The sequence below is a fragment of the Paenibacillus oralis genome (assembly GCF_003863965.1).
In the GTDB taxonomy this organism is placed as follows: domain Bacteria; phylum Bacillota; class Bacilli; order Paenibacillales; family Paenibacillaceae; genus Fontibacillus; species Fontibacillus oralis.
On the sequence record NZ_RRCN01000001.1, the window covers coordinates 1,844,229 to 1,870,535 of the forward strand.

Genomic DNA, 26,307 nt, shown 5'->3' on the forward strand with positions numbered 1-26,307 from the left:
AGCCGCATACAAAAAAAAGACCACCGCAGTGGCCTTTAACGCACGCTTTACGCACTCAATACTTTTCTGCCTTTGAGACGACGAGCAGCGAGAACCTTGCGGCCGTTTTTCGTGCTCATTCTTTTACGGAAACCATGAACCTTTTTACGCTTGCTCACATTCGGTTTGAAAGTCGGTTTCATCTATCGCACCCCCTTACAGGATTCACTATCGATTTCATCATTTTCATATCCACAGAAAATGCCTTTTTCCATTTAATCATACCGCCTGCAAAAAGTCAACCGAGCATTATGCACAATTCACAATCCGTTTTTTCAAAAAAAGTTGTCCACAGACAAACAAAAAATTGACCAAGCATATAAGTTATGCACATGTGGAAAAGTATATTTACGGGATTTGCGCCATTCCATTTACAAAATTTCCGGCGTCCCCGGTTTACAGGTTTCAGGCTTAGGAGTATATTGAACAAGAGAAGTTGTATACAAGTATACTGTTAAAGAAAGAGGTGCTACATTATCATGAAAATTGGCATGATCGGCCTTGGCAAGATGGGCATGAACCTGGTTTCCAATTTGCTTGATCACAAGCATGAGGTCGTAGCTTACGACATGAATCCGGATTCCGTCAGCCATGCCGCCGATAAAGGAGCCGTTCCCGCAAACAGCTTGGAACAACTGGTCGCTTCCTTGGAAGCTCCGCGGGTCATCTGGGCGATGGTCCCCGCCGGCGGGCCTTTGCATTCGGTTGTAACGACGCTTACTCCGCTGCTTGAACAAGGAGACATGGTCATCGACGGAGGCAATTCGCATTACAAAGATTCGCTGGCCCTGTCCGAACAGCTTTCGGAAAAAGGCATCCACTTCTTTGATGTGGGCACTTCCGGCGGCGTTGAAGGCGCGGAGCATGGCGCCTGCTTTATGATCGGCGGCGACGAAACGGCCTTCCGGCATATCGAACCGCTTTTCCGCGATCTGGCGGTTGAAAACGGCTACTTGTACGCGGGGAAATCCGGCAGCGGCCACTTTCTTAAAATGGTGCACAACGGAATCGAATACGGTATGATGCAAGCGATTGCCGAAGGCTTTGAAGTGCTGGACAAAAGCCCGTTTGATTTCGATTTCGAGCAGGTGGCGCGCGTATGGTCCAACGGTTCGGTCATCCGCAGCTGGCTGATGGAGCTGGCGCAAAACGCGTTCTCCAAAGATCCGAAGCTCGAAAGCATTCGCGGAGTTATGCATTCGTCCGGGGAAGGCAAATGGACGGTCGAAACGGCGCTTGATCTTCAGGCCACCGCTCCGGTCATCGCCATGTCGCTGTTTATGCGGTATCGCTCGCTGGATAACGACACGTTCCACGGCAAAGTCGTCGCCGCGCTGCGCAACGAATTCGGCGGACACGCGGTAGAATCGGCGAAATAAGCAGCTAAAAACATGCGGATATCGGCTGACCGCCAGGGCGCTTTCATGCTATGATCGAAGTGTTCACGAGAAGAGGATCACTCGGGAGATTTCATCTGAATAGGAGATATGATAAATGCAGTTTCCTGCTTCATGGCTAAAAAGCGGCTCATTAGGCGAGTCGATCGCCGCCGAGCTTCGGCTGCAAATGATCGGCGGCACGATCAAACCGGGCGAGATCTTGTCCGAAAACCGCATTGCCGCGGATTTCGGAACAAGCCGCTCTCCGGTCCGGGAAGCGCTGAAAACGCTCTCCGGCGAAGGCCTGATCACTTTGCAGCGCATGGGGGCTGTCGTTCGCGGCCTAAATTTGCAGGATATCGAAGAGCTTTACGATGTCCGTTATTTGATTGAAAGCTTCGCCTGGCAGCGCCTCGCCGCCGATCCGGAGAAACTGTTGTCCCAATTGGACAAAATCGTCGACAAAATGGAACTGGCCGGCAAGCATCGGGATACGGTGGAATTTGCTTTTCAGGACCTTTGTTTTCATGAAACGATCATTACGGGGGCCCGCCATTCGCGAATTGAGCAGTTATGGACCAGTATCCGGCAAGTCGTGATGACGGTCATGCTGATTACGACCCGCGAGGTATTATCGCAAGACGAGGAAAAAATCGAATACGTCGTAGGCAAGCACCGCAAGCTGTTAGAAAGTTTTAAATCGCGGGACAGCGAAATCATCCAGCGCAACATCGAGGAGTATTTTGCCGATTCCCGCCGTACGCTGCATAAGAGCATCCCCAAATGAGGCTGGCTTTGTGCGGCCTTTGACCGCTTAAGTTGTCGACAAGTATACACTAATGGGAATCTGATTTTAGCTCATACTAAAATCCAATCAATCTATTGAAATGAAAGCGTTGCAATATAGGCACCAACCATTAAAAGGAGGAACCTCAATTTGGATACGCTGTTCGGAATGAGCCATAACGCCACGCTGCTGTTATGGACTTTGCTTGTGATCGTTTTTCTTGTCTTGCTGATTTCCAAATATAAATGGAATCCGTTCGTTACGCTTTTGATCTCCGCCCTGCTGCTTGGGCTGCTGGCCGGCATGAAGCCGCTCGACGTCGTCAGTTCGATCACGGGCGGCCTCGGCGGCACGCTGGGCACGATCGCCATCGTCATCGGGCTCGGCACGATGCTGGGCAAAATGATGGCCGAATCCGGCGGAGCCGAACGGATCGCCACGACCTTGATCGACCGTTTCGGCGAAAAAAGAGTGCATTGGGCAATGATGCTCGTCGGGTTTATTGTCGGCATCCCCGTATTTTTCGAAGTTGGCGTCATTTTGCTGATTCCGATCGTATTTACCGTAGCCAAAAAGACGAAAATGTCCCTGCTGCAGATCGGTATTCCGATTCTGGCCGGCTTGTCCACCGTGCACGGGCTCGTCCCGCCGCATCCGGCACCGATGATTGCGATTGACGCCTACGGGGCCGATCTGGGCCGGACGATTCTGTATTCGATCCTCGTCGGACTGCCGGTTGCGATCATCGCCGGGCCCTTGTTCGGCAAATATATCGGCAAACGCATCGTGCTGCAGCCGCCCGCCGAGCTGGCCGAACAATTTGCCGTCAAGGAAGGCCGCAATCTGCCGAGCTTCGGCATGACGCTGTTCACGATTTTGCTGCCCGTGATCCTGATGCTGATCGGTTCGATCGCAAGCATCATCGATCCGCAGGCAACGAGCCCGGTCACGCTGTTTTGCGGATTTATCGGCCATGAAATCATGGCGCTCCTGATCGCCGTCGTGTTCTCTTTCTTTTCGCTCGGATACAGCCGTGGATTTACGAAACACGACATTTCCAAATTTACGAGCGAATGTCTGGCGCCGATCGCTACGATCGTGCTGATCATCGGCGCCGGGGGCGCGTTCAAGCAGGTGCTGATCAACAGCGGCGTCGGCCAGGCGATTGCCGAAATCGCCACCGGAGCGAATATCAACATTATTTTGTTCTCCTGGCTTGTAGCTGCGTTGATCCGCGTGGCCACCGGCTCGGCTACCGTCGCCATGACGACGGCCGCGGGCATCGTCGCGCCCGTGCTCGCCTTGACGCCGGGTGCGAATGTGGAACTGGCCGTACTGGCCACCGGCGCCGGTTCGATCGTGCTGTCCCACGTCAACGACGCCGGCTTCTGGATGGTGAAGGAGTTTTTCAATATGTCCGTCCCGCAAACCTTGAAGTCCTGGACGGCCATGGAAACGATTCTTTCCGTTGTCGGACTGGTATTCATCCTGATTCTGAGCTTTATTTTCTAAAAAAATCATGTTTACAATGGAGTTAGCCAGATAAGTTGAACTATTAAATTAGGAATGATAAAGGCAAGAGGGTGAAATGATTCTGAAGAAGCGGCAGCGGTCGCCTTTGTGAGCGGATTTCTACCTTGTTTGAATTTACTAAATCAAAGAAATCCGCGAACAACAGCGATCGTAAGAACATTTCACCCAGCTGCCTCAATTCGTTCAATTATTTGTTCAACTTAGTACAGATATCAACATAGAGAGAAGGTTTTAAAATGAATTCCCTGACCTATATGATCGGCCTGGATATTGGAACGACCAGCACCAAAGCGGTCCTGTTCGAGCGGAGCGGCAAAGTGATCGCCTCCGCCAGCGAAGAATATCCGCTATACACCCCTTCCGCTTCCATCGCCGAGCAGGATCCGGAAGAAATTTTCTCCGCCGTCGTTACGTCGGTTCGCCAAATCATGAAAAAAAGCGGCCTGGCACCGGAGCAAATCGGCTTTGTTTCGTTCAGTTCGGCGATGCACAGCGTCATCCCGGTCGATGAAGACGGCAAACCGCTGATGCGCTGCATCACCTGGGCCGATAACCGGAGTGTGGACTACGCGGAGCGGCTCAAAAACGAGCTGGGCGGCCACGACATCTATCTGCGCACCGGAACGCCGATCCATCCGATGTCGCCGCTGACCAAGCTGATGTGGCTGGGCCACGAGCGCCCGGATATTTTTCAGAAAACGCGGAAGTTTATTTCCATTAAAGAATATGTTTTTCTCCAGCTGTTCGGAGAATACGTGATCGATTATTCGATCGCCTCCTGCACGGGGCTGATGAATTTGGAGAAGCTGGATTGGGACGAGGAAGCGCTGCGCGTGGCAGGCATTACGCCGGAGCACTTGTCAAAGCTGGTGCCGACGACGCATATCATGCAGGGGCTATCGCAAAAATACGCCGACGATATGGGCTTGTTGACCTCGACCCCATTTGTGGTCGGAGCGAGCGACGGTGTGTTGTCCAATCTCGGGGTGGACGCGATCGATCCCGGGGTCGTCGCCGTCACGATCGGCACCAGCGGCGCGATCCGCACGGTCGTCGACCGGCCGAAAACCGATCCGAAGGGGCGGATTTTCTGCTATGCGCTCACGGACAAACACTGGGTGATCGGCGGCCCGGTCAACAACGGCGGGGTGATTTTCCGCTGGGTCCGCGACGAATTTGCCGCTTCCGAGGTCGAAACCGCGAAACGGCTGGGCATCAGCCCTTATGATGTACTGACCAAAATCGGCGAGCGTGTGAATCCCGGCTCCGACGGCCTTATTTTCCACCCTTATCTGACCGGCGAACGGGCACCTCTGTGGAATCCGAACGCGCGCGGTTCGTTTTTCGGGCTGACGCTGCACCATCAGAAAGAGCATATGATCCGCGCCGTGTTGGAGGGTGTTATTTACAACCTGTACACGGTGCTGCTGGCGATGGAAGAGCAGATCGGACGGCCCCGCAAAATCCAGGCGACCGGCGGCTTCGCCCGCTCCCCGCTGTGGCGGCAGATGCTGGCCGATATTTTCGACCAACAGGTCGTGATCCCGGAAAGCATCGAAAGCTCTTGTCTCGGCGCGGTTGTCCTCGGTTTATACGCGCTGGGCGAAATCGATTCCTTCGATATCGTCAAAGAAATGGTCGGGGGAACGTACATGCATACGCCAAATGAGAAGCATACCGCGGTTTACAAGCAGATTCTGCCAATCTTTATCCGCATTTCGCGCAAATTGGAAGAAGATTACGAAGCGATCGCCAAGCTCCAACGCCACTTGACCGAGGAACATTAAGAGAAAAGCCTGCTGTCCTTTTGGGATCGGCAGGCTTTTTTGCACCCATGTTAGCTTGAAAAATAGCGGCAAAAAAGGGCGCTATCTCTGTCATTTAAGGTTTGCTGGAAAAATAGCGGAATTTTATGGCGTTATTCTCCCAGATGATGGCGGCAAAAGGTGTTTTCGTCGAAATAACCAAAAATAGAGGAAAAAAATTCCGCTAATGATCGGAATATAGCATTGCAAACCAAAATAACGACCATTTTTACCGCTATCCGCGTATATGACCTGAATGGTCCCCTACTGCCTCCCCATCAATTCGCCGAAATAGGCACGGACTCGAAAAATTCCGGGTATGCTTCCTCCGCGTGCAATTCAATGTCCAGCGCGCTGTCGGCAAGCGGTTCGCGAATGTCGTAGCGGTGCCAGCCGTTTTCGCTCCGTCCGCCCCAGCACAGTTCAACAGTCCCTTTGGCCGGGTCGATGATCATGCTTTTGGTTGTGCCGAAAAAGTCTTCATAATACGGGCAGCTAAGGCCGGCCGGGAATTTTCCCAGCAGCAACTGCTTCAATTCATCCTCCGTAATTTCACCCTTCCCCCGAAGCGAATGCCCGATCAGTTCGTAACGCTGCAAAGAATTGCGCATCGCCTGCGGCTCATAAGGCACCAGGTCAGGCATCAGCGGATGATTGGTTGCGTAAAGAAGCTGGTCAGCGCTGGAATGATCGATTTGCTTAACGGCCATCCGGCCATCAAGTGTTTCCGCGAGCGCGGCCCTACCGCCTTTATCTACAAGCATCAGGTTCATATTAAAAGCAATAGGCATGTCTTTCATATAGTACAAGGCTTCGGGAACATCTTTGCAGTTCTCCAGGAGCGCGCGGATCACCGCCCAAAACTGCAAACCGGTCAGCTTCGGACTGCGCATGTACGGCAGCGCCCCTACCGGAAAGCCGCAGGAGCTCATCGTCACGGCAAGCCCGCATTCGTTAAAACCGTCATCGCGGCCAAAATGCAGCACACTGGTGCCAAGATGCGCATACTTCCCGGTCACGGAGGTTCTCACCAGCGTAAAATCCTCCGCATCAGGGCTGAATTCATAGCTCCTGGCGAGCAGCGGGTTCCCGCTTGCGGAAATCCCCGGCAGCACGGCGATCTGGCTGCACCGCGGACGCAAGTAAGTCATGGCGTAATAGACGATTTGCGACGGTTTGGCCTCCAGCGCGTCGGCAAATCCCCGCAATTCCTCGGCAAGGCCAGGACACCAGCGGTCGAACAATTCGGCGGCTTGCTTCGCCCCGGCTTCGTCAAAACGGTCAAAACCAGCGGTGTGAACAACTCTGAGTGCAGGATTCTCCTTCACAAATTCGCCAAAGCCAAAGCCGATTTCGTAACTCGTTCCCCGCAGCTCTACCGTATAAGCTTGTTTTTTAATCATCCATTTCCTCCTAGTCAAAATGAATTTTACTATTTCGGCCCCCTGCTTCTATTCTGGCAAATGCAAAATATAATTCTTGATCGTTTCTGCTATCCTACTGCAAAATCAGGCTGCCAGAGAAACTCCAGGGGAAAACATAAGGGCAAAAAAGGGCGTTATTTCGGCGATATTCGTCCATTTGAGAGAAATAGAGGTAATTTATGGCGCTATTTTCTCGAATCGCTAGGTGATGCCCGCTTTCTGAACACTTCATAGGAAAATAAGGACAAAAAATGCCGCTAATGGGGATGAACAGACCTTGCTCCGGATAATAAGTACATAAAGTGGCGCTATTTTGTAGGCCCAGCCGACGGTTCGTCGAAGCCTGTTCGGTCCAGTAACCAGCAGTCAAGCACCGATTTCTATCTAGGCTGAGCCCTATTAAAAAAATATATGCACAGGTTAATAGAGGCCGGTCAGCTTGCCATTAATAACCTGTGCATAATTTTTTTGAGATTTTCGTGCATCATGTCGAAGTTTAAACAAATTATAAACAATATGTAGTGGTGTGCATGAGAATTATGCACAAGTTATTGAATTTGTGGATAAAAGCAGACAATACATTGAAATATAAGCCTTGGTTTGCTATGATTATATTGCTTTTGTTGTGAATATCTAAGTTTTGAGTATCGTTTATTCACAACCTGTGGATAAAATTGTGAACAATTCGAATTTATTCACGTTTATAATAATCATATGGAACTGGACTATGGGGATAAATTTCCCCATTCTTTATGTTTTTTCGACTTCTTTCGCATGGCTTAAGCCACACTTGGAAGTTTTAAAAGGAGTGACAGTCTGTGGACAGCCATACCTCGGAAATATGGCAGCAAATATTAGCAATCATTAATACCAAGCTAAGCAAACCCAGCTTTGATACCTGGTTCAAAGCAACGAAAATCGTCTCCATGACCGACAAAGCGATCGTCATCTCCGCGCCGACGACGTTTGCGGTGGAATGGCTGGAAAGCCGCTACACAAAGCTGGTCGCAACGACGATTTTTGAATTTACCGGCAAACAGCTTGACGTCTCCTTCGTCATTGAGGAATCAGCTCCGGCCGAACAAACCCAGGTATACAAGGAACCACCCGCTCCCGTCCCAAGCGAGGAAAGCGTTTCCAACATGCTTAATCCGAAATATACGTTCGACACGTTCGTCATCGGATCCGGCAACCGGTTCGCCCATGCGGCCTCCCTGGCTGTCGCGGAAGCGCCGGCGCGCGCGTATAACCCGCTTTTCCTCTACGGCGGCGTAGGACTCGGCAAGACCCACCTGATGCACGCGATCGGCCATTATATTTTGGAGCATAGCCCCAGCAGCAAAGTCGTATACATTTCCTCCGAGAAATTTACGAACGAATTCATCAATTCCATCCGGGATAACCGTGCGGAAAGCTTCCGCAACAAATACCGCAACATCGACATTTTGCTGATCGACGATATTCAGTTTCTGGCCGGCAAGGAATCGACCCAAGAGGAATTTTTCCATACGTTTAACGCGCTGCATGAAGAGAGGAAGCAGATCATTATCTCCAGCGACCGGCCGCCAAAAGAGATTCCGACGCTTGAGGAGAGGCTGCGGTCGAGGTTTGAATGGGGACTGATCACCGATATCCAGCCGCCGGATTTAGAGACGCGGATCGCGATTTTGCGTAAAAAGGCCAAGGCCGAAAATCTCGATATTCCGAACGAAGCGATGATCTACATCGCCAATCAAATCGATACGAACATCCGCGAGCTGGAGGGCGCTTTGATCCGGGTTGTCGCTTATTCCTCCCTGATCAATCAAGACATCACCACCCATCTGGCGGCGGAAGCGCTCAAGGATATCATCCCTTCCAGCCGTCCGAAGATGATTACGATCCAGGATATTCAGCAAAGGGTCGGCGATTACTATAATTTGAAACTGGACGATTTCAAAGCGCGCAAACGGACCAAAGCGATCGCTTTTCCGCGGCAGATCGCCATGTATCTGGCCCGCGAACTAACCGATTTCTCGCTGCCGAAGATCGGCGACGCCTTTGGCGGGCGGGACCATACGACGGTCATACACGCACACGAGAAAATCACCCAGCAGCTCAAAAACGATCAGGAACTGTACAAGATCGTAAACAACATTACCGAGAAAATAAAAAACGCCACCTGAATAAGGGATAAGCCTATGCACATGATATTCACATGTGGATAGGCTTCATTTCATATTTTCCGGGTTGTTATCCACATATTCAGGGCCCCTACTACTTCTTCTAAATAAATTTAAATATACACATCTTAATAAGTGGTAGCGAGCAACCTGACTTCGGGGACCAACGCAAACAGCAATCAGCACATTCGCACTTTCGTATAACCCGAAAAACCGGGGGAGTAATCCCGTTACATAAAACAAGCTTATGCTTATCAAGCAAGTTTTATTACTTATAGATTTAAAGTTTCCGAAGTAAGTTATATTGCGAGGTTATTTCTAAAGGAGCCTATGCTCCATAAAACTTAAGCTTATGCTTTCGAAGCAAGTTATATTGCGAAGTCCTTTCTAACAGAAGCGTAAGCTTCATAAAACTAAGCCTATGCTTCCGAAGTAGTTTTATTGCGATGTTATTCCAAAGAAGCTTATGCTTCATAAAACTTTTAGGAGTTGAACTTATGAAAATCCGCGTTTTAAAACATGATCTTAACGAGTCGATTCAGCACGTATCCAAGGCGATTTCCAGCCGTACGACGATTCCGATTTTGACGGGGATCAAGCTGGAAGTGAATTTTCAAGGGATGACGTTAACCGCCAGCGACACCGACATCTCCATCCAGGCTTATATCCCGGCGGAAGACAAGGACAAGCAGATCGTTCAAGTCGAACGTCCCGGCAGTGTGGTGCTGCCCGCTAAATTTTTCGTCGAAATCATCAAAAAGCTGCCTTCGGAGGAGATCGAAATGGAGGTTCAAGACGGCTTCCAAACGTTCATTCGCTCCGGTTCGACGGACATTCAAATGGTCGGTCTCGACCCCGAGGAATTCCCGGTGCTGCCAAGCATCGAGGAGAACCAGGTCATTACCATCCCCGGCGATTTGCTCAAAAATATGATCCGGCAGACCGTGTTCTCGATTTCCACCAACGAAACGTCGCCGATTTTGACCGGGGTGTTGTGGAATTTAAGCGACAACCAGTTCAAATTCGTGGCGACGGACCGTCACCGGCTGGCCAGCCGTGTGGCCGGGCTCGATGACGCCGAAGGGGCGCGCTTCAGCAACATCGTCATTGCCGGCAAAACCCTAAACGAGCTGAGCAAAATCATTCCCGACCAAAATACGCGCATCGAGATCGTCGTCGCCGACAACCAAGTGCTGTTCAAAATCGACCGCGTCCTGTTCTATACGCGTATTCTCGATGGGACATATCCGGATACTTCCAAGATTATTCCGACAAACTATAAAACAGAACTGATTTTAGACACGAAAAAATTAAGCGATTCGATCGACCGTGCTTATTTGCTGTCCCGCGAGGAAAAAACGAACATCGTGCGCCTGCAGACGCTGGAGGACGGCTCCATCGAAATCTCCTCCAGCTCTTCGGAACTGGGGAAAGTTACCGAGCAAATGGAGGTCGCCCAGTTCACCGGGGAACCGCTGCGCATCTCCTTCAACTCAAAATATATGCTGGACGTGCTCAAAGTGGTGGAGAGCGAACAGCTGCATATCGGATTTACGGGCGCGATGAGCCCGATCATTATCAAGCCGGTGGACGACACGCAGAGCCTGTATCTGATCTTGCCATACCGGACTACTCACTGACCTGAAAGGAAATCGGCGCCATGAAAATAATCTCCATTTCCAGTGAATATATTAAATTGGATCAATTTTTAAAATTGGCGGATTGCGTGCCGACGGGCGGCATGGCCAAAGCGCTGCTGGCGGACGGGGCGGTCAAAGTGAATGGGGAAGCGGAAGAGCGCCGGGGCCGCAAGCTGTATCCCGGCGACAAGGTCGAAGTGGAAGGGTGCGGTGCCTTTCAAATCGCCGGGCCGAAGGCTCCCTGACCGGCTCTTCCCAGCCTTAAATCGGCGCGAAGCAAGCGGAAAACGAGGGGGCTTAAGCTATCGTGTATGTTAATCAATTATCGCTGCAGCACTACCGAAACTATGATACGCTATCGCTAAACTCGTTTGGCGCCGTCAATTTGATCATCGGGCGCAACGCCCAGGGCAAAACGAATCTGCTCGAAGCTTTGTTTGTGCTGGCTCTGACGAAATCGCACCGGACCGGCAAAGACAAGGAGCTGCTTTCGTTCGGCAGCGATCACGCCGTGGTGGAGGCAGAAGTGGAGAAAAAATACGGAGCTGTCCGCCTGGAGCTTCGCCTGACTTCGCAAGGCAAAAAAGCAAAGCTCAACGGACTGGAGCAGCGCAAGCTCAGCGATTTCATCGGGGCGCTGAACGTCGTGATGTTCGCCCCGGAGGATTTGGAAATCGTCAAGGGCACGCCGGGAGTGCGGCGGCGTTTCCTCGATATGGAAATCGGCCAGGTGCAGCCCGGATATTTATATCATCTTCAGCAATATCAGAAGATTTTGGTGCAGCGGAACAACCTGCTGAAGCAAGCCTGGGGCGCCGGGCCTGAGCTTTCCACGATGCTGGAAATATGGAACGAGCAGCTTGCGGAGCATGGTGTTAAAATCATCAAAAAAAGGAAACAATTTATAAGAAAACTGCAAAAATGGGCCGAGCAGATACACGAAGGCATCACCGGCGGCGGTGAAAAGCTGAAATTATCCTATCTTCCCTCGTTCGGAGAAGCGGAAGAAGAAGATGAAGCTGTCTTATTGCAGCAATTTATGATAAAGTTATCACAAGTGAAAGATCAGGAAATCCGCCGCGGCATGACACTTTGCGGTCCCCATCGCGACGATGTCTCTTTTTATATTAACGGGAACGAAGCCCAAGTCTACGGGTCGCAGGGGCAGCAGCGGACCACGGCGTTATCTTTGAAACTGGCGGAAATCGAGCTCATTCATGAGGAGATCGGGGAATATCCCATCCTGCTGTTGGACGACGTATTGTCCGAGCTGGATCCTTACCGCCAAACCCAATTGATCGAAACGTTTCAGAGCAAAGTGCAGACGTTCATTACGGCGACTGGCATCGAAAGCATCAATGCAAGCCGGCTGCGGGACGCCAGCATTTTTCATGTTCAGGACGGACAAGTCCAAGGAGGGGCGAAGGAGTAAAATGTATATTCATTTGGGCGGAGAAAAAGTCATTCTCTCTTCGGAGTTGGTGGCGATTTTTGATATTTCCATCGAGCAGTCATCGAAAATATCCAAGCAGTTTATCAGCCACGCGCTTGAGCAAAAAAACGTCGTGCGCATCGGTGAAGAAGAGGCCAAGTCGATCGTCGTGACCCAAAATGAAGTATACTATTCGCCTATTTCCTCGGCGACTTTGAAAAAAAAGGCTAACGTTATATTGGCGGTTTAGCGTTATAATATAAGTTCAGAGGTTTACATGATGTGGTTGAATCTATAGAAGTAGGTGAAGGCATTGTCGATGAACGAACAAACGTATGACGAGAGTAACATACAGGTGCTCGAAGGCCTGGAAGCGGTCCGGAAACGGCCGGGGATGTATATCGGATCCACCAGCGTCCGCGGTTTGCACCATCTGGTATGGGAAGTCGTAGACAATAGTATAGACGAGGCGCTTGCCGGCTATGCGAACAAAATCGACGTCATCGTTCATGAAGATAACAGTGTGACTGTCATAGACAACGGCCGGGGCATTCCGGTCGGCCTGAATGAGAAGCTGCAGAAATCGACGCTCGAAGTCGTCATGACCGTGCTGCATGCCGGGGGGAAATTCGGCGGCGGCGGATATAAAGTATCAGGGGGACTTCACGGGGTCGGCGTTTCCGTCGTCAACGCATTGTCCACGAAAGTTGTCGTTGAGGTAAGCCGCGATGGGCATGCTTATCAGCAAGAGTATCACCGCGGCGTGCCTCAATACGATGTGCGGATCATTGGCGACACGGATGAAACCGGGACGAAGACGAGATTTTACCCTGATCCGGAAATTTTCACGGAAACGACCGTATTCGATTACAACACATTGCTGACGCGGATCCGGGAACTGGCCTTTTTGAATAAAGGCATCAATCTCTCCCTGACCGATGAACGCACCGGGGCCAGCGATTCGTTCCATTACGAAGGCGGCATCAAGGAATACGTGATTTACCTGAATCATAACAAAGAAGTGCTGCATGAAGAGCCGATTTACGTGGAAGGCCAACGCGACATGATTCAGGTGGAAGTCGCCCTGCAATACAACGAAGGGTATACCGAAAATATCTATTCGTTTGCCAACAACATTCATACGCACGAGGGGGGCACCCACGAGTCCGGCTTTAAGAGCGCGCTGACGCGCATCATCAACGATTATGCCCGCAAGGCAGGAATGATCAAGGACAATGACAACAATTTGACCGGGGACGATGTGCGCGAAGGGTTAACGGCGATCATTTCCGTAAAAATTCCCGAGCCCCAATTCGAAGGCCAAACGAAAACAAAGCTCGGCAACAGCGAAGTGCGGGGAATCGTGGAATCGCTGTTTGCGGAAAAGCTGCAGGAGTTTCTGGAAGAAAATCCGTCCGTATCCCGGCGTGTCCTGGAGAAATCACTGCAGGCTTCGCGGGCGCGGGAAGCGGCCCGTAAAGCGCGCGAGCTGACGCGCCGCAAGAGCGCCCTGGAAGTCAGCGCCCTGCCGGGCAAGCTGGCGGACTGCTCCTCCAAGGACGCCTCGATCAGCGAGCTGTACATCGTCGAAGGCGACTCGGCCGGCGGTTCGGCGAAGCAGGGGCGGGACCGTCACTTCCAGGCGATTTTGCCGCTGCGCGGTAAAATTCTGAACGTGGAAAAAGCGCGTCTGGACCGCATCCTCGGCAACGCCGAAATCCGCGCGATCATCACGGCGCTGGGCACCGGGATCGGCGAGGAGTTCGACCTTACGAAGGCGCGTTACCATAAAATCATCATCATGACCGACGCCGACGTCGACGGCGCCCATATCCGGACGCTGCTGCTGACGTTTTTCTTCCGCTACATGCGGAAAATCATCGAAGCCGGTTACATCTACATCGCGATGCCGCCGCTGTTCAAAATCGAACGCAATAAGACGGTGCGCTACGCCCAATCGGAGAAAGAACGCGATGAAATCATCGCCGAATTCGGCGAAGGCGTCAAAGTCAACGTTCAGCGCTATAAAGGTTTGGGCGAGATGAACCCCGAGCAGCTGTGGGAGACGACGATGGATCCGGAAAGCCGGACGATGCAGCAGGTATCGATTGCCGACGCCATCCAGGCGGATGCGATTTTCGATACGCTGATGGGCGACAACGTCGAGCCGCGCCGCGATTTCATTCACGAGCACGCCAAATACGTGAAGAACCTCGATATCTAATCAGATGAAAAAGTAAAAATCAGCGTGAAATTGATCAAAATACCGTCACTGTGGTGGCGGTATTTTTTTTATTATGGAGGTACGCAAGAGCTTACTACTCCTTTCCGAGGTGATTTCTATGATGAAATCGTTGCAGCGGGGCGAAACGATCGCCGGATTATTGTTCGTCAGCCCGATGCTGCTGGGCGTGTCCGTGCTGGTACTGATGCCGATTCTCGCCACGCTGGTGCTCGGGTTTGCGGACTGGAATTTTGTGCAGGGCTGGGACGGCATCCGCTTTGTCGGCTTGGAAAATTTCCGCAACCTGATGGAAGATTCGATGTTTATTCGTTCACTTCGCAACAATTTGCTCTTTTTGCTGACCGTCCCGGCCTATATGCTGATTTCGATGGTGCTGGCGATTTTGATCGACCGTTACGTGTACATGAAGGGGTATTTCAAGGTGGCGTATTTTATGCCATACATCTCCAACATCGTCGCCGTGGCCGTCGTCTGGCAGGTGCTGTTTCAGCCCTCCTACGGCCCGATCAACGAGCTTTTGAAAACGATCGGCTTCGCCAATCCGCCGAAATGGATCGCCGATCCGAATTATGCGCTCATCTCGATCATGATGATCACGGTTTGGATCTCCATCGGCTTCAACATGATCATTTACATCGCCGGGCTTCAATCGATCCCCAAGGATCTGTACGAAGCCGCCGATATCGACGGCGCCAACGGGTGGGTGAAATTCCGCCGCATTACGTTTCCGCTGCTGTCGCCGACGTCTTTTTTCCTGATGGTCACCGGGATCATTTCCACGTTTAAAGTGTTTGATATCATCGCTGTATTAACCCAGGGAGGACCGATCGGTTCGACGACGATGATGGTGTGGTATCTGTACGATACGGCCTTCGTGAATTTGAAAGTGGGCTACGCCTCCTCCATCGCCACGGTGCTGTTTGGGCTGGTTATGCTGATTACGTTCATCCAATGGATCGCCCAGAAAAAATGGGTCAACTACTGAGGAAAGGAGTGGGCTTAGATGATGACGAGCCGCCGTATCGAGTGGCCGAGGGCCGTTCTGACCCTGCTGATGTTTGCCGCAAGCATCCTGTTTCTGCTCCCTTTCTTCTGGATGCTGATGACGTCGTTCAAAATCGAAACCGAGGTGTTCGTTTACCCGATTGAATGGATTCCCCGGACCTGGAACGCGGTGGAAAATTACAAAGAGGTGTGGTTCGGCGACTATCCGTTTTACGTGTATTACTGGAATTCGATTAAGGTCGCTGTGGCAACGACGTTTATTTCCAGCCTGATCTCCAGTTTGGCGGCCTACGGCTTCTCGAAGATCAAGTTCGCCGCCAGCCAGGGGTTGTTCCTGATCGTGCTGGCCACGTACATGATTCCGAGCCAGGCGATTTTGGTGCCGCAGTTTATTTTGTACCGCAACATCGGGCTGTTCGACAGCCATCTCGGCCTAATCGTCATCAGCAGCTTCAGCGTGCTGGGGACGTTTATGCTGCGGCAGTTTTTTATGGGCGTGCACCAGGATTTCATCGAATCGGCAAAAATCGACGGGGCCGGGCATTTCCGGATTTTCCGTTCGATCGGTCTGCCGCTGGTGAAGCCGGCCGTGGCGACTTATGCGATCTTGCGGTTTATCTGGACATGGAACGATTATCAGAATCCGCTGATTTTTCTAAGGACGGACAAATGGTTTACGCTGCCGCTGGCGATGCAGAAGTTTACGTCCATGAGCGGGGAGTTTTATTCCCTGATTATGGCCGGGGCGGTGTCCGCGATCTTTCCGCTCCTGATTATTTTCATCATTGGGCAAAAAAGCGTGATTGAAGGAATTGCTCTCGGCGGGGTGAAAGGTTAACGGCATAAGGAAAGACATAAGAACCGTCCGGGAGAATCCATATATATCCTGACCAAGGAGGGGTAAGCATGAACAAATGGAAAACGGGGTCTAGACAAGTAAAGCTGTGGTCGTCAATACTGGCCGCGATGCTGCTGATCGGGCTGCTGGCGGGCTGTGGGGGCGGCGGGAACACGGCCGGAGGCAACGGCGGGGGATCTCCGGCGGCGGAAGGAGAAACGTCCGGTGACGGCGGCGGCAAGGTGAATCTTCGCTTGTACACGTACGGAACCGAAGAGGCGTACAACTGGAAGCACACGCTGGAGGCCTATGAGCAGGCGAATCCGGGCGTAACGGTCGAGCTGGTGCAGCTGAGCGAAAAAGGAGACACCCAGGAGGCGTTCAAAAAGCTGGACCTGGAAGCGGCCTCGTCGGCGCAAATGGACATCCTGATGTTCAGCGATGCCGCCGGATACGCACAGCGCGTGGCGTTAGGCATGGCCGAGCCGCTCGACGATTACATCGCCAAAGACGGGTACACCGTGGAAGAAGATTACAAAGTGGACACCCATTTGGACGGTAAAGTGTATGCGCTTCCAGGTAAATTTAATCCGTGGTACGTGCTTTTGAACAAAGATCATCTTGAAGCGGCGGGACTTCCGGTGCCTGCCGACTGGACCTGGGACGAATATGCCGATTATGCAAAAAAGCTGACCCAGGGGGAAGGTGCAAACAAACGCTATGGAACGTATTTCCACGGTCCGCAAGCCGGGGGATGGATGGAATACGTCAAGCTGCTATTGATGAATCAGCCGCAAAATGCCGATTTTCTGAAAGCGGACGGCTCTTCCAATCTGGATGACCCGAATTTCCGCAAATCGCTGGAGCTGCGCGTGCGGATGGAGAAAGAAGACCAGTCTTCCGTGCCGTATACCGATATGATCTCGCAAAAGCTCGCTTACCGGACGCAGTTTTTCAACGAATCGGCCAGCATGCTGACGATCGGGAGCTGGATGAACACGGAAATCGGCGGCACCGACAAAGTCCCGTTGAATTTTAACGTGGCGGTCGCTCCGTTCCCGAAGAACAACCCCGAGGATGAGATCGGCCTGACTCCGGTGACCACCGATTATGTAGCCGTCGCCGCCAAATCGCAACACAAGGAAGAGGCGTACCGCTTTGTCCGCTGGTATACGACGGAAGGGCAAGTCGTGCAGGGCAAAAACATTCCGGCGTGGAACGGTGTAAGCTCTGAGGAAATCACCGGCATCATCGATACGATTCTGGCCGGCACGAAAAATCCGGAGAAGGTCGACAAAGAGTCGCTGGTGAACACGCTGATGGCCTCCAAGGCTTCCGCGATCATCCCGCCTTCTTCGTACCAGGCCGAGGTGTACAAGGCAATCAACGAGGAGTACGAGAAGCTGATTTTGGGCAACCAGGATATCGATACGACGATCAAAAATTGTCAGGAGCGCGTTAACCAAATTATTGAATCCAACAAAAAATGAGTGGTAAAATGATCCAAAACAGGGGGCGGCATCGCCCCCCTTTTCACTAAGGGGAGAGGTGAAATGTTCAAGCGGCTCAGCCACTTTGCGCCCCGGACGATTCGCGCGAAATTGATTTTGGCCGCGGTGGTCTGCATTCTCGTTCCCGCTGCCTTTACCTTAAACGTGTATCATGCGCTGACGCAAAAGGCGGTCAAGCAGCAGGCCATCGCCAATGCGGAAAATTCGCTCGAACTGGTAAACGGCTCGGTGACCCATTTATTAAAAGGCATGCTGGACATCGCCAATTACATCCAGGTCAATGCGGGATTGAACACGTATTTCAAGCTGGTGGCCTCCGGATATAAGGAACCGGACCCTTACCGGAAATTTACCGACGCGAACCGCGTGCTGGAACAGCTGGACAGCCTGACCGTGGTTGGCGAAAAAAGCTATGTAACGGTGCTGCTCACCGACGGATCTTATTTTATGAATTATTCCGTAAGCGATTACAAGCCGCTCGATTTGCTGCAGGAACCTTGGTTCGAACAACTCGACGAGCTGCAGGGGTTGGATTCTTATTGGATTGGCGCGGAGCCGACGAAATTCAAGTACGACCGGTTCGACCATCCGTACCAGGTGTCGGTAGCGCGTACGCTGCGGCTGGCTAACTCGGACATTTACGGGTATGTCGTCGTGACGGTGATGGAGGATCAGGTCAGCGATATTTTCAGCGAACTGACCGCGGGCCAGGAGGTGCGCTTGGTGGATGGCGCAGGGAGGGTTGTGGCGGACCGGAACAAGGACAACATCGGCGGCATGTATCCCGTCGGGAAGCAGGAGCAGTTGGGGCTTGGGGCTGGACTTGGGCATGCGGCGGCGGAAACCGCCTTTGTTTCGCGGGACGATGGGGAAACGCGGCTTGTGGCCGAGCAGAGCATCGCCCTGAACGGCTGGCGGCTGATCCTTACCCAACCCTACCAGGAGGCGACGGTTAATATCAGCTCGATTTTCAACCGCGTGTTCTTGTTTCAGATCATCTCGTTTATCGTGTTCATGGCGATGCTGATCGTGTTGGTTAGAACGTTCACCAGACCGCTGGTGCGGCTCGGCAAGGCGGCTTCGGCGGTGCAGCGGGGCAACCTGGAGGTGCGCTCCGGCGTTCGCGGCAATGATGAAATCGGGCGGCTGGGGTTGTTGTTCGACCAGATGCTGGACCGGGTAAAGGAAATGATCGCGGAAATTTCCGCGACCCAGGCCCGCAAACGGACGGCGGAGCTGAAAATGCTGCAGGCGCAGATCAACCCGCATTTTTTGTTTAACGTGCTCAACTCGATTCGGATGAAAGTGATGAAGCAGGGCGATCTCGAGAGCGCAAAAATGATCGGTTCGCTGTCCACGCTGCTGCGGATGACGATCAGCCGGGAAGAGGATGAGATCACGCTGCATGAGGAAATCGAACTTGTTTCGCATTACGTGCGGCTGATGAATTTGCGCCAGAAGCAGGAAGTGACGCTGGAGCTTGCGGTTGGACCGGAGGCTTTTCTCGTGAAGGTGCCGCGGCTCATCCTGCAGCCGCTTGTAGAAAACGCGCTGATCCACGGGCTCACGCAGCAGGCCGGCATGATCAGGATCGCCGCCTCGATGGAAAGGAGCGGTTTGCTGCTCACCGTCGAGGATAACGGCGCCGGGATGGAAGAGGCGAAGCTTGTGGCCACATTGCGCAAGATGAATGATACGGGGACGGCGGCAGAGCAAGGTGGTTTAAAGCCGAAAGGCCATTTTTCCGGCATGGGCCTGCACAATGTGATGGAGCGGATGCGCCTGAGGTTCGGGCCATTGTTCCACGTGGAAATTCGTAGCGAGCCGGGACTTGGAACGGTGATCGAGATGTACATTCCTCACGATAAGGGGGAGCGCTGATGTATAACGTTATGCTGGTGGACGACGATTATCCCGTTACCCAATTGCTGTCGGAGGCGATTCCTTGGGAAGGGCTGGGGTTACGTTTAATGGGTTCCTACGAAAACGGCTGGAGCGCCTGGGAGCAGGCGCAGCGGGAAATGCCGGACATTCTGATCACGGACATCGGGATGCCCAGGATGGACGGACTGGAGCTGTCGGCTCGAATCCGGGGAATGTCTCCGCATGTACGAATCGCCATTTTGTCCTGCCACAGCGAATTCGAATACGCCCAGCAGGCGATGCGGCTGAATGTGCAGGATTATTTGCTGAAGGATACGCTCGATCCGGAGGATGTGGCCGCGGTGTTGCGCCGGTTCAAGGACCATATGGATGAAGAGGCGCACAACGGCTGGGAGCAGTCGCGGATGAAGCATCTGGTCGTGGAGACGAGCGAGCTGCGCAAGGAGCAGATGCTGGCGAGCCTGATCGATCAGCCGCTTTTCTCGGCGCAGAAGTGGGAGCAGGAAGCGCGGGAATACGGACTGTTTCTGCCCGGGCAGTCCTGTTTGCCGGCGATCGGTTACGTGGAGAATTATCAGACGGTGAAGCACCGCTTCGCATCGGACCGGACGCTGCATTTTGCGATCGGCAACGTGCTGGGGGAAGTCTGGAACGAGCTGCCGCTGCAAGGTCTTCACGTCAGATTTGGCGCCGGGACGTCGATTTTGCTGTTTTCCCATACGCCTTCGCTGAAGCGGAACGCCGCGGACGAAGCGGCCGCGTGCCTGCAGGAGATGCAATCCACGCTGCGCCGCGTGCTTAAGGTCGGCATGTCCTTTGTTTTGGGAGAGAGCTGCAGCGGTGCGGAGGGGCTGAAACAGAAGCTTGGCGAGCTGCTTAACGGCGAGAAGATACGGTTTTACCTGGAACCCGGGGAAATTGCCAAACGGAGCAAAAAGACCTTGGATAGCGCGGGGGATGGCGAGCGGCCGAATCTGTTCGCTTTTTATGACCGGGCCAACGCGGAGCTGAGGGAGGCGCTGCTCGGCAATAATCCGTCCCGGGCCGGAAGTATCGTGGACCAATGGATGTCCATGATCGGCCGGGCGCGTTATTCGCCGGAGACCGTCAAAGATTGGACGCTGAAGCTGCTGCTCGATCTGAAGCTGAAGCTTCACTCGCTGCATTCGATCCGCCCGTCCTATTCCGCCGAGTCCCTGCACAAGGAACTGGTCGACATATATTCGCTGTCCGAGCTTGGCGTATGGTTGAAGCTTCATCTGGAGCGGATTGCGGCTCTGACGGAGGCGGGCTCGGGGGCGAGCCGGCGAACGGAGGTCGCGGAGGCCTGCCGGTTCGTCTCCCTTCGCCTCCATACGCGGATCAGCCTGGACGAGGTGGCCGGACATCTCCATTTGAACCCGAGCTATTTCAGCCGGCTGTTCAAGAAGGAAACGGGCATGACCTTCATAGAGTATATTACGCACATGAAAATGGAGCGGGCCAAAGAGCTGCTGGACGGGACCAGGCATTCCGTCGGGGAGATCGGCGAAATGCTCGGTTACGACAATCAGAGTTATTTTATCAAAACGTTCAAGGGATACACGGGCGCCACTCCTATGGAATACCGCAGGTGAGGGGCGTTTGGAATCTGGCGTGAAGCGGAGGATGGGATCATCATGAATTCGTTGGGACGAACGTTGGAACGTGAGGATTGGCTGACGATCGTCAGCCGTATGGTTCCGGCCGATCTTCGTTTATATTATCCGGACGGAGATCAGGGCGCGTTTTGGCGGCGGGTGCGGGAGTCCGGGGAGCACCGGGAAGAAGTCCGGGAAATCCGGGCGGAAGCGGAACGGCTGCGGCAAGAAAAAAATCCGGAGCTCACTTTCTCGTTGTTTACGATCTATGCGAATCGGGGGACGCGGCTGGAGTATGAGCGGGTGTATTTTGAGCGGAGACGGCGGCTGAACACATTCGTTTTGCTGGCGCTGCTTGATCCGGACGATCAGGATGCGGAACATGAGCTGCTGGACATGATCTGGTCGGTCTGCGGCGAGTATACGTGGTGCCTGCCGGCTCATCTGGGCGAGGACGGTCATGACCGGGCCATCGATTTATTTGCGGCCGAAACCGGGTTTACGCTCGGGGAGATTGCCTTGCTGCTGCAGGGGCGGCTGCCCAAGCTGCTGCAAACGCGGATCGAGGCGGAGGTGAACCGGCGGTTGTTCTGGCCTTTCCTGCGGAGCGCGCCGTACGAATGGGAGACGGCCACGCATAACTGGGCGGCCGTATGCGCCGGTTCCGTCGGTGCCGCCGCGCTGCTGCTGCTGCGGGACCCGGAGGCCCTGAGCGCCATCCTGCAGCGGGTGCAAGCCAGCCTCGAATGCTACCTGCAAGGCTTCGGCGCGGACGGGGCCTGCCCGGAAGGGCCCGGGTATTGGAATTACGGGTTCGGCTATTTTGTGTATTTTGCCGATTTGCTCGCGCGGCGCACATTAGGAGAGGCCGACTTGTTTGCCTTGGACAAGGTGCGGCGGATTGCCGAGTTTCAGCAAAAATGCTACCTCGGCGGCGACCGGGTCGCCAATTTTTCCGATGCGCTCCCCCATTGCCGCGTGCAGATCGGGTTGTCCTATGAACTCGCCCGCCGCTACAAGAGTGTGCAGCTCCCGCCGCCCGGCCTGCGGGCCGATTACCGGGACGACCATTGCAGCCGCTGGGCGCCGGCCTTCCGCAACCTGATTTGGAAGAACGGAACGGCGGGAGGGGAGCAAGATCGCGATTGGCCGGCGGCGAGCTATGATTTGCCCGATGCCCAGTGGCTGGTCTCGCGGCACCGGAGCACGGCCGGATCGTTTGGCTTTGCCGCCAAGGGCGGGCACAACGGGGAGCCGCACAACCATAACGACCTGGGGCATTTCATCCTGATCGCCGCTGGGGACACCTTTGCCGCGGATCTGGGCAGCGGCGAATATACCGCCGATTATTTCGGAACAGGCCGGTACCGCTATGATTGCAACGGGTCGCAAGGCCATTCGGTGCCGATCATCAACGGCCGTTATCAAGCGGAGGGGGAGCGGCATGCGGCGGCCGTATTGGAGGCGGCGACCGGCGAAACGCGGGATGCGCTGCGGCTTGATTTGACCGGAGCCTATGATGAAGCGGGACTTGAGCGGTTCATCCGCTCGTTTGTCTGGAACAAAACGGAGCTGCCGGTGCTGGAGCTGACCGATGAGTTCCGGTTTGTCTCACCGCCGGAGACGCTGGCGGAACGGGTGGTGACGCCGCTTCCGCCAGCGATGCTCGGAAACGGCGAGGTCCTGCTGGCGGCAGGCGGCGGCGGAAAGCGGGCGCTGCGCATCGTTTATGACGGGCAGCGTCTCGAGCCGGACGTGCAGCCGCATACGTTCCGCAATCATTTCGGCCAGGACGAAACCTGGTATTCGCTCGATTTTATCGTTAAGCAGCCAGGATTGATCGAGCGGGTGCGGCTGAGATTTGAATTTGTCTGAAAAAACGAAAGGGAAGGTGAATGACATGCAAAGGGCGGAACACACGCAAGATAGGAACCGGGCGGATTGGGTGGAGAAAGCATGGAGCAAGGCGCTCCGAAAAATACAAAGGACCAGCCGGCGCATCGGCGATGGATTTCCCCACGCCAGCCATAACGGGGTATATGAACTTGCCGATCCGGGCTGGTGGACGGCCGGCTTCTGGCCGGGGATCTTATGGCTGCTGTACAACAACGCCGGGGATGAGCGTCTCAAGGCGTTGGCCGAGCAATGCGAAGAGAAGCTTGATGGCGTGCTTGACGGATATGTGAGGCTGGATCATGACGCCGGATTTATGTGGATTTTGACAAGCGTAGCCTCTTATAAGCTGCTGGGCAAGGAGCCGTCGCGAGTCCGCGCGCTGAAAGCGGCCAATTATTTGGCGGCTCGCTTTAACTTGAAGGGTCGTTATATTCGGGCTTGGAATCCGTGGACGGAAGGCGAGGACAATGCCGGGGTCGCCATTATCGATTGCTGCATGAACATGGCTCTCTTGTTTTGGGCTTCGGCCAACACGGGCGATCCCCGTTACCGCCAAATCGCGGAGGCGCATATGGATACGGTGCTGGAACATTTCCTCCGCCCCGACGGTTCGGTGTACCACATCGTCCGGTTCGATGCGGAGACGGGCGAGCGCCTCGAAGGCCTCGGCGGCCAGGGGTATGCGCCGGAGTCGGCCTGGTCCAGAGGCACGGCCTGGGCGATTTACGGCTTGACGCTGGCGTTTCATCACACCGGCAAACCGGCGTATCTCGACGCGGCCAAACGGGCCGCCCATTTCTTTCTGGCGGGGCTGCCGGAAGACCAGGTGCCGCCATGGGATTTTCGGGCGCCGCAGGAGCTCCGGCATATCCGCGACTCCTCGGCGGGGGCCTGCGCAGCCAGCGGTCTGCTGCTGCTGGCGGATCAAGTCGATCCTTTGGAGTCCGCGGTTTACCGGGAGCCGGCGATCCGCATATTGGATTCGTTATACCGGAACTACGGCGCTTGGGACGATGAGCGCGAGGAAGGTTTGATTTTGCACGGCACGGGCCATTATCCGGAAGGCAAAAACGTCGATGTGCCGCTGATCTACGGGGACTTTTTTTATGTCGAAGGGCTGGCCCGGCTGTTGGGGAAAGGGCCTTTTTATTGGGAATAAGCGAATTCGCGGACGAGGAGCGTTAGAAAATGACAGCGGAAATGAAAATGGGAATGGATGTAATCGCGAAGTCCATTCGGGAAAATCCTTTGGCCGCGCGGCGGGACCTGCAAGCGGCGTTCCAGCAGCTTACCGGGCCGCTGCTGGGTCATTACACGGGCGGCCGCGCCCGCTTAAAGCTGGGAGCGGCGGCTGCGGGGTATCCGGATTCCATCGCCGGGATGGAGGGTTTTTCCCGCGTGCTGTGGGGATTGGTTCCTTTTCTGGCGGGAGGCGGGGAAACTCCGTTATGGGACATCTGCCTGGAGGGAATCCGGCACGGTACCGATCCGGGGCACGAGGAATACTGGGGCGGCGTGAACGATTACGATCAGCGCCTGGTGGAAATGGCGGTGTTCGGGTTTGCGTTGGCCCTGGTCCCGGAGCGATTCTGGGGGCCGTTAGACGAGCGGGAACGGAAGCATCTGTACGCCTGGCTGAATCAGATCAATCAACGCGCCTGCCACGATTGCAACTGGCTTTTTTTCCAGGTGCTCGTCAATATCGGATTTCATAAGGCCGGACTTCCGTATGACCGCGAGCAAATGGAGCGAAATTTAAGCCGGATTGACGAATTTTACTTATCCGATGGCTGGTACAGCGATGGGCCGGGCGGGCACAGCGATTATTACGTTCCGTTTGCTCTGCATTTTTACGGTTTGCTATACGCTAAGCTGATGGGGGATGAGGACCCGGAGCGGGCAATCCGCTTTAAGGACCGGGCGGCGCGGTTTGCCGCAGATTTCGCGTTGTGGTTTGCCCCGGACGGCTCGGCGCTGCCCTATGGGAGAAGCCTGACGTACCGGTTCGCCCAGTCGGCTTTCTGGGGCGCGCTCGCCTACGCTGATGTCGATGTTTTCTCCCCGGGTGTGATCAAAGGTCTGGCTCTTCGGAATTTGCGCTGGTGGTTTCGGCAGCCGATTTTGGATGCGGGCGGGCTGTTGACGGTCGGTTATGCCTACCCCAACCTGGTGATGGCCGAAAATTACAATTCACCGGGATCGCCTTACTGGGCCTTCAAAGCTTTTTTGCCGCTCGCTTTTCCGGAAAACCATCCCTTCTGGCAGGCGGAAGAGGAGGCGCTGCCCGCAGGTGCCCCGGTCTCGGTGCAGATGCCGCCGCATCTCGTCATTTGCCGGCAGGAGGAGAACGGGCATGTCGCTGCGTTCAACAGCGGCCACCTCTCGACCAACGAGCACACGCATACGTCTGCAAAATATGAAAAATTCGCCTATTCGACCGCCTTCGGCTTTAGCGTGCCAAGAGCGGAGTGGGGGCTTGGGCAAGGGGCTTTCGACTCGATGCTCGCGCTCAGCGAAGGCGACAATCTGTACCGGGTCAGAAGGAGCAACGAGGAGACCCGAATTGAGGAAAACATCATCTATGCCCGGTGGAGACCGTGGCATAACGTTTGCGTGGAGTCCTGGATCGTCGCCGGTTTGCCGTGGCATTACCGGATTCACCGGATCAGTACGGACCGGGAGCTGGACGTTGCCGAAGGCGGATTTGCCCTGGGGCTTGAACCGGGTGTGCAGGGCGAACATTCCGGCGTGCTGCCGGAGGGCGGCGTGCTGATCCGCAATTCACTGGGGAGCAGCGGCATCGTCGGCAAGCTCGGATATGAGCGGGCAGAGCCGATTTACCCGAATGCAAACACGAATGTGCTGCACCCGCGGACCGTCATTCCTACGCTTCGGGGCCGTCTTCGGCCGGGAAGTCATTGGCTGATAGCCGCCGTTTACGGAAACCCGGCTTGTCCGGAAGCAAAAAGGAGCGCCCGCATCAGCCCGCAAGGCAGCGCCCACGAGTTCTCCGGAATAGTGGATGCGGGGCAAAACGAGATCCGCATCAAAACGTTTATGGGCCAGGTAAAAGTAATCCGGGTGGATTGAGCAAATGTAGTGAAGGCT

At 54.2% G+C, this 26,307-nt stretch carries 20 protein-coding genes; 18 read left to right on the forward strand and 2 right to left on the reverse strand.

Going from position 1 to position 26,307, the window contains the following annotated elements; all coding sequences use genetic code 11:
* Positions 1 to 47: 47 nt before the first annotated feature.
* On the reverse strand, positions 48 to 182 hold the full coding sequence (gene rpmH, locus EHV15_RS08750; RefSeq protein ID WP_009223341.1) for a 50S ribosomal protein L34: 135 nt from the start codon (positions 180 to 182) through the stop codon (positions 48 to 50).
* Between the two features lie 336 nt (positions 183 to 518).
* On the opposite strand from rpmH, the gene gnd reads away from it, so the two are divergent.
* From gnd to gntK, 4 genes are all read left to right on the forward strand, one after another.
* Complete coding sequence (gnd, locus tag EHV15_RS08755; RefSeq protein ID WP_128630865.1) at positions 519 to 1,418, forward strand: phosphogluconate dehydrogenase (NAD(+)-dependent, decarboxylating); 900 nt, start codon at positions 519 to 521, stop codon at positions 1,416 to 1,418.
* Positions 1,419 to 1,533: 115 nt separating this feature from the next.
* Positions 1,534 to 2,205 (forward strand): GntR family transcriptional regulator, encoded by a 672-nt coding sequence (locus tag EHV15_RS08760; RefSeq protein WP_128630866.1) that lies wholly within the window; start codon positions 1,534 to 1,536, stop codon positions 2,203 to 2,205.
* A 150-nt stretch (positions 2,206 to 2,355) separates the two neighbouring features.
* A complete protein-coding gene (locus tag EHV15_RS08765; protein WP_128630867.1) occupies positions 2,356 to 3,717 on the forward strand; it encodes a GntP family permease in 1,362 nt (453 codons plus the stop codon).
* A 257-nt stretch (positions 3,718 to 3,974) separates the two neighbouring features.
* Positions 3,975 to 5,525 carry a gluconokinase gene (gene gntK, locus EHV15_RS08770; protein ID WP_128630868.1) on the forward strand — a complete coding sequence of 517 codons (1,551 nt, stop codon included), beginning with the start codon at positions 3,975 to 3,977 and terminating at the stop codon, positions 5,523 to 5,525.
* 296 nt (positions 5,526 to 5,821) lie between these two features.
* Here the strand turns inward: gntK and EHV15_RS08775 are convergent, their stop codons facing one another.
* Positions 5,822 to 6,946: a C45 family autoproteolytic acyltransferase/hydrolase gene (locus EHV15_RS08775; protein ID WP_128630869.1), complete on the reverse strand. Its 1,125-nt coding sequence runs from the start codon at positions 6,944 to 6,946 to the stop codon at positions 5,822 to 5,824.
* Positions 6,947 to 7,785: 839 nt separating this feature from the next.
* On the opposite strand from EHV15_RS08775, the gene dnaA reads away from it, so the two are divergent.
* The 14 genes from dnaA to EHV15_RS08845 all read left to right on the forward strand — a co-directional run bounded on the left by dnaA (position 7,786) and on the right by EHV15_RS08845 (position 26,289).
* Positions 7,786 to 9,132, forward strand: a complete 1,347-nt coding sequence (dnaA, locus tag EHV15_RS08780; protein ID WP_128630870.1) for a chromosomal replication initiator protein DnaA — start codon at positions 7,786 to 7,788, stop codon at positions 9,130 to 9,132.
* A gap of 494 nt (positions 9,133 to 9,626) precedes the next feature.
* Positions 9,627 to 10,769, forward strand: coding sequence for a DNA polymerase III subunit beta (dnaN, locus tag EHV15_RS08785; protein WP_128630871.1), 1,143 nt, complete (start codon positions 9,627 to 9,629; stop codon positions 10,767 to 10,769).
* Between the two features lie 20 nt (positions 10,770 to 10,789).
* A complete protein-coding gene (gene yaaA / locus EHV15_RS08790; RefSeq protein WP_128630872.1) occupies positions 10,790 to 11,014 on the forward strand; it encodes a S4 domain-containing protein YaaA in 225 nt (74 codons plus the stop codon).
* 62 nt (positions 11,015 to 11,076) lie between these two features.
* Positions 11,077 to 12,201, forward strand: a complete 1,125-nt coding sequence (recF, locus tag EHV15_RS08795) for a DNA replication/repair protein RecF (protein WP_128630873.1) — start codon at positions 11,077 to 11,079, stop codon at positions 12,199 to 12,201.
* A gap of 1 nt (position 12,202) precedes the next feature.
* Positions 12,203 to 12,451 carry an extracellular matrix regulator RemB gene (gene remB, locus EHV15_RS08800; protein WP_036618201.1) on the forward strand — a complete coding sequence of 83 codons (249 nt, stop codon included), beginning with the start codon at positions 12,203 to 12,205 and terminating at the stop codon, positions 12,449 to 12,451.
* A 69-nt stretch (positions 12,452 to 12,520) separates the two neighbouring features.
* A complete protein-coding gene (gene gyrB / locus EHV15_RS08805; protein WP_178075804.1) occupies positions 12,521 to 14,425 on the forward strand; it encodes a DNA topoisomerase (ATP-hydrolyzing) subunit B in 1,905 nt (634 codons plus the stop codon).
* A gap of 118 nt (positions 14,426 to 14,543) precedes the next feature.
* Positions 14,544 to 15,431, forward strand: a complete 888-nt coding sequence (locus tag EHV15_RS08810) for a carbohydrate ABC transporter permease (protein ID WP_246061423.1) — start codon at positions 14,544 to 14,546, stop codon at positions 15,429 to 15,431.
* Between the two features lie 18 nt (positions 15,432 to 15,449).
* Positions 15,450 to 16,289, forward strand: a complete 840-nt coding sequence (locus tag EHV15_RS08815; RefSeq protein ID WP_128630876.1) for a carbohydrate ABC transporter permease — start codon at positions 15,450 to 15,452, stop codon at positions 16,287 to 16,289.
* Between the two features lie 68 nt (positions 16,290 to 16,357).
* Positions 16,358 to 17,779 carry an ABC transporter substrate-binding protein gene (locus EHV15_RS08820; protein ID WP_128630877.1) on the forward strand — a complete coding sequence of 474 codons (1,422 nt, stop codon included), beginning with the start codon at positions 16,358 to 16,360 and terminating at the stop codon, positions 17,777 to 17,779.
* Positions 17,780 to 17,842: 63 nt separating this feature from the next.
* Positions 17,843 to 19,681 (forward strand): cache domain-containing sensor histidine kinase, encoded by a 1,839-nt coding sequence (locus EHV15_RS08825; protein WP_128630878.1) that lies wholly within the window; start codon positions 17,843 to 17,845, stop codon positions 19,679 to 19,681.
* Positions 19,681 to 21,300, forward strand: coding sequence for a helix-turn-helix domain-containing protein (locus EHV15_RS08830; protein ID WP_128630879.1), 1,620 nt, complete (start codon positions 19,681 to 19,683; stop codon positions 21,298 to 21,300). The genes EHV15_RS08825 and EHV15_RS08830 overlap by 1 nt, the downstream gene beginning before the upstream one ends.
* A gap of 42 nt (positions 21,301 to 21,342) precedes the next feature.
* Positions 21,343 to 23,178 carry a heparinase II/III family protein gene (locus EHV15_RS08835; RefSeq protein WP_128630880.1) on the forward strand — a complete coding sequence of 612 codons (1,836 nt, stop codon included), beginning with the start codon at positions 21,343 to 21,345 and terminating at the stop codon, positions 23,176 to 23,178.
* A 25-nt stretch (positions 23,179 to 23,203) separates the two neighbouring features.
* Positions 23,204 to 24,358, forward strand: coding sequence for a glycoside hydrolase family 88 protein (locus EHV15_RS08840; RefSeq protein ID WP_128630881.1), 1,155 nt, complete (start codon positions 23,204 to 23,206; stop codon positions 24,356 to 24,358).
* Positions 24,359 to 24,387: 29 nt separating this feature from the next.
* Positions 24,388 to 26,289, forward strand: a complete 1,902-nt coding sequence (locus EHV15_RS08845; protein WP_246061425.1) for a DUF2264 domain-containing protein — start codon at positions 24,388 to 24,390, stop codon at positions 26,287 to 26,289.
* Positions 26,290 to 26,307: the final 18 nt, after the last annotated feature.

What these genes read in the sequence shown, in the direction of transcription:
- EHV15_RS08835 (WP_128630880.1), top strand. Translation starts at nt 21,343, where the DNA reads ATGAATTCGTTGGGACGAACGTTGGAACGTGAGGATTGGCTGACGATC.
- EHV15_RS08775 (WP_128630869.1), bottom strand. Translation starts at nt 6,946, where the DNA reads ATGATTAAAAAACAAGCTTATACGGTAGAGCTGCGGGGAACGAGTTAC.
- gntK (WP_128630868.1), top strand. Translation starts at nt 3,975, where the DNA reads ATGAATTCCCTGACCTATATGATCGGCCTGGATATTGGAACGACCAGC.
- gnd (WP_128630865.1), top strand. Translation starts at nt 519, where the DNA reads ATGAAAATTGGCATGATCGGCCTTGGCAAGATGGGCATGAACCTGGTT.
- rpmH (WP_009223341.1), bottom strand. Translation starts at nt 182, where the DNA reads ATGAAACCGACTTTCAAACCGAATGTGAGCAAGCGTAAAAAGGTTCAT.
- EHV15_RS08830 (WP_128630879.1), top strand. Translation starts at nt 19,681, where the DNA reads ATGTATAACGTTATGCTGGTGGACGACGATTATCCCGTTACCCAATTG.
- remB (WP_036618201.1), top strand. Translation starts at nt 12,203, where the DNA reads ATGTATATTCATTTGGGCGGAGAAAAAGTCATTCTCTCTTCGGAGTTG.
- EHV15_RS08825 (WP_128630878.1), top strand. Translation starts at nt 17,843, where the DNA reads ATGTTCAAGCGGCTCAGCCACTTTGCGCCCCGGACGATTCGCGCGAAA.
- EHV15_RS08810 (WP_246061423.1), top strand. Translation starts at nt 14,544, where the DNA reads ATGATGAAATCGTTGCAGCGGGGCGAAACGATCGCCGGATTATTGTTC.
- gyrB (WP_178075804.1), top strand. Translation starts at nt 12,521, where the DNA reads ATGAACGAACAAACGTATGACGAGAGTAACATACAGGTGCTCGAAGGC.
- yaaA (WP_128630872.1), top strand. Translation starts at nt 10,790, where the DNA reads ATGAAAATAATCTCCATTTCCAGTGAATATATTAAATTGGATCAATTT.
- EHV15_RS08840 (WP_128630881.1), top strand. Translation starts at nt 23,204, where the DNA reads ATGCAAAGGGCGGAACACACGCAAGATAGGAACCGGGCGGATTGGGTG.
- dnaN (WP_128630871.1), top strand. Translation starts at nt 9,627, where the DNA reads ATGAAAATCCGCGTTTTAAAACATGATCTTAACGAGTCGATTCAGCAC.
- EHV15_RS08815 (WP_128630876.1), top strand. Translation starts at nt 15,450, where the DNA reads ATGATGACGAGCCGCCGTATCGAGTGGCCGAGGGCCGTTCTGACCCTG.
- EHV15_RS08820 (WP_128630877.1), top strand. Translation starts at nt 16,358, where the DNA reads ATGAACAAATGGAAAACGGGGTCTAGACAAGTAAAGCTGTGGTCGTCA.
- EHV15_RS08845 (WP_246061425.1), top strand. Translation starts at nt 24,388, where the DNA reads ATGACAGCGGAAATGAAAATGGGAATGGATGTAATCGCGAAGTCCATT.
- EHV15_RS08760 (WP_128630866.1), top strand. Translation starts at nt 1,534, where the DNA reads ATGCAGTTTCCTGCTTCATGGCTAAAAAGCGGCTCATTAGGCGAGTCG.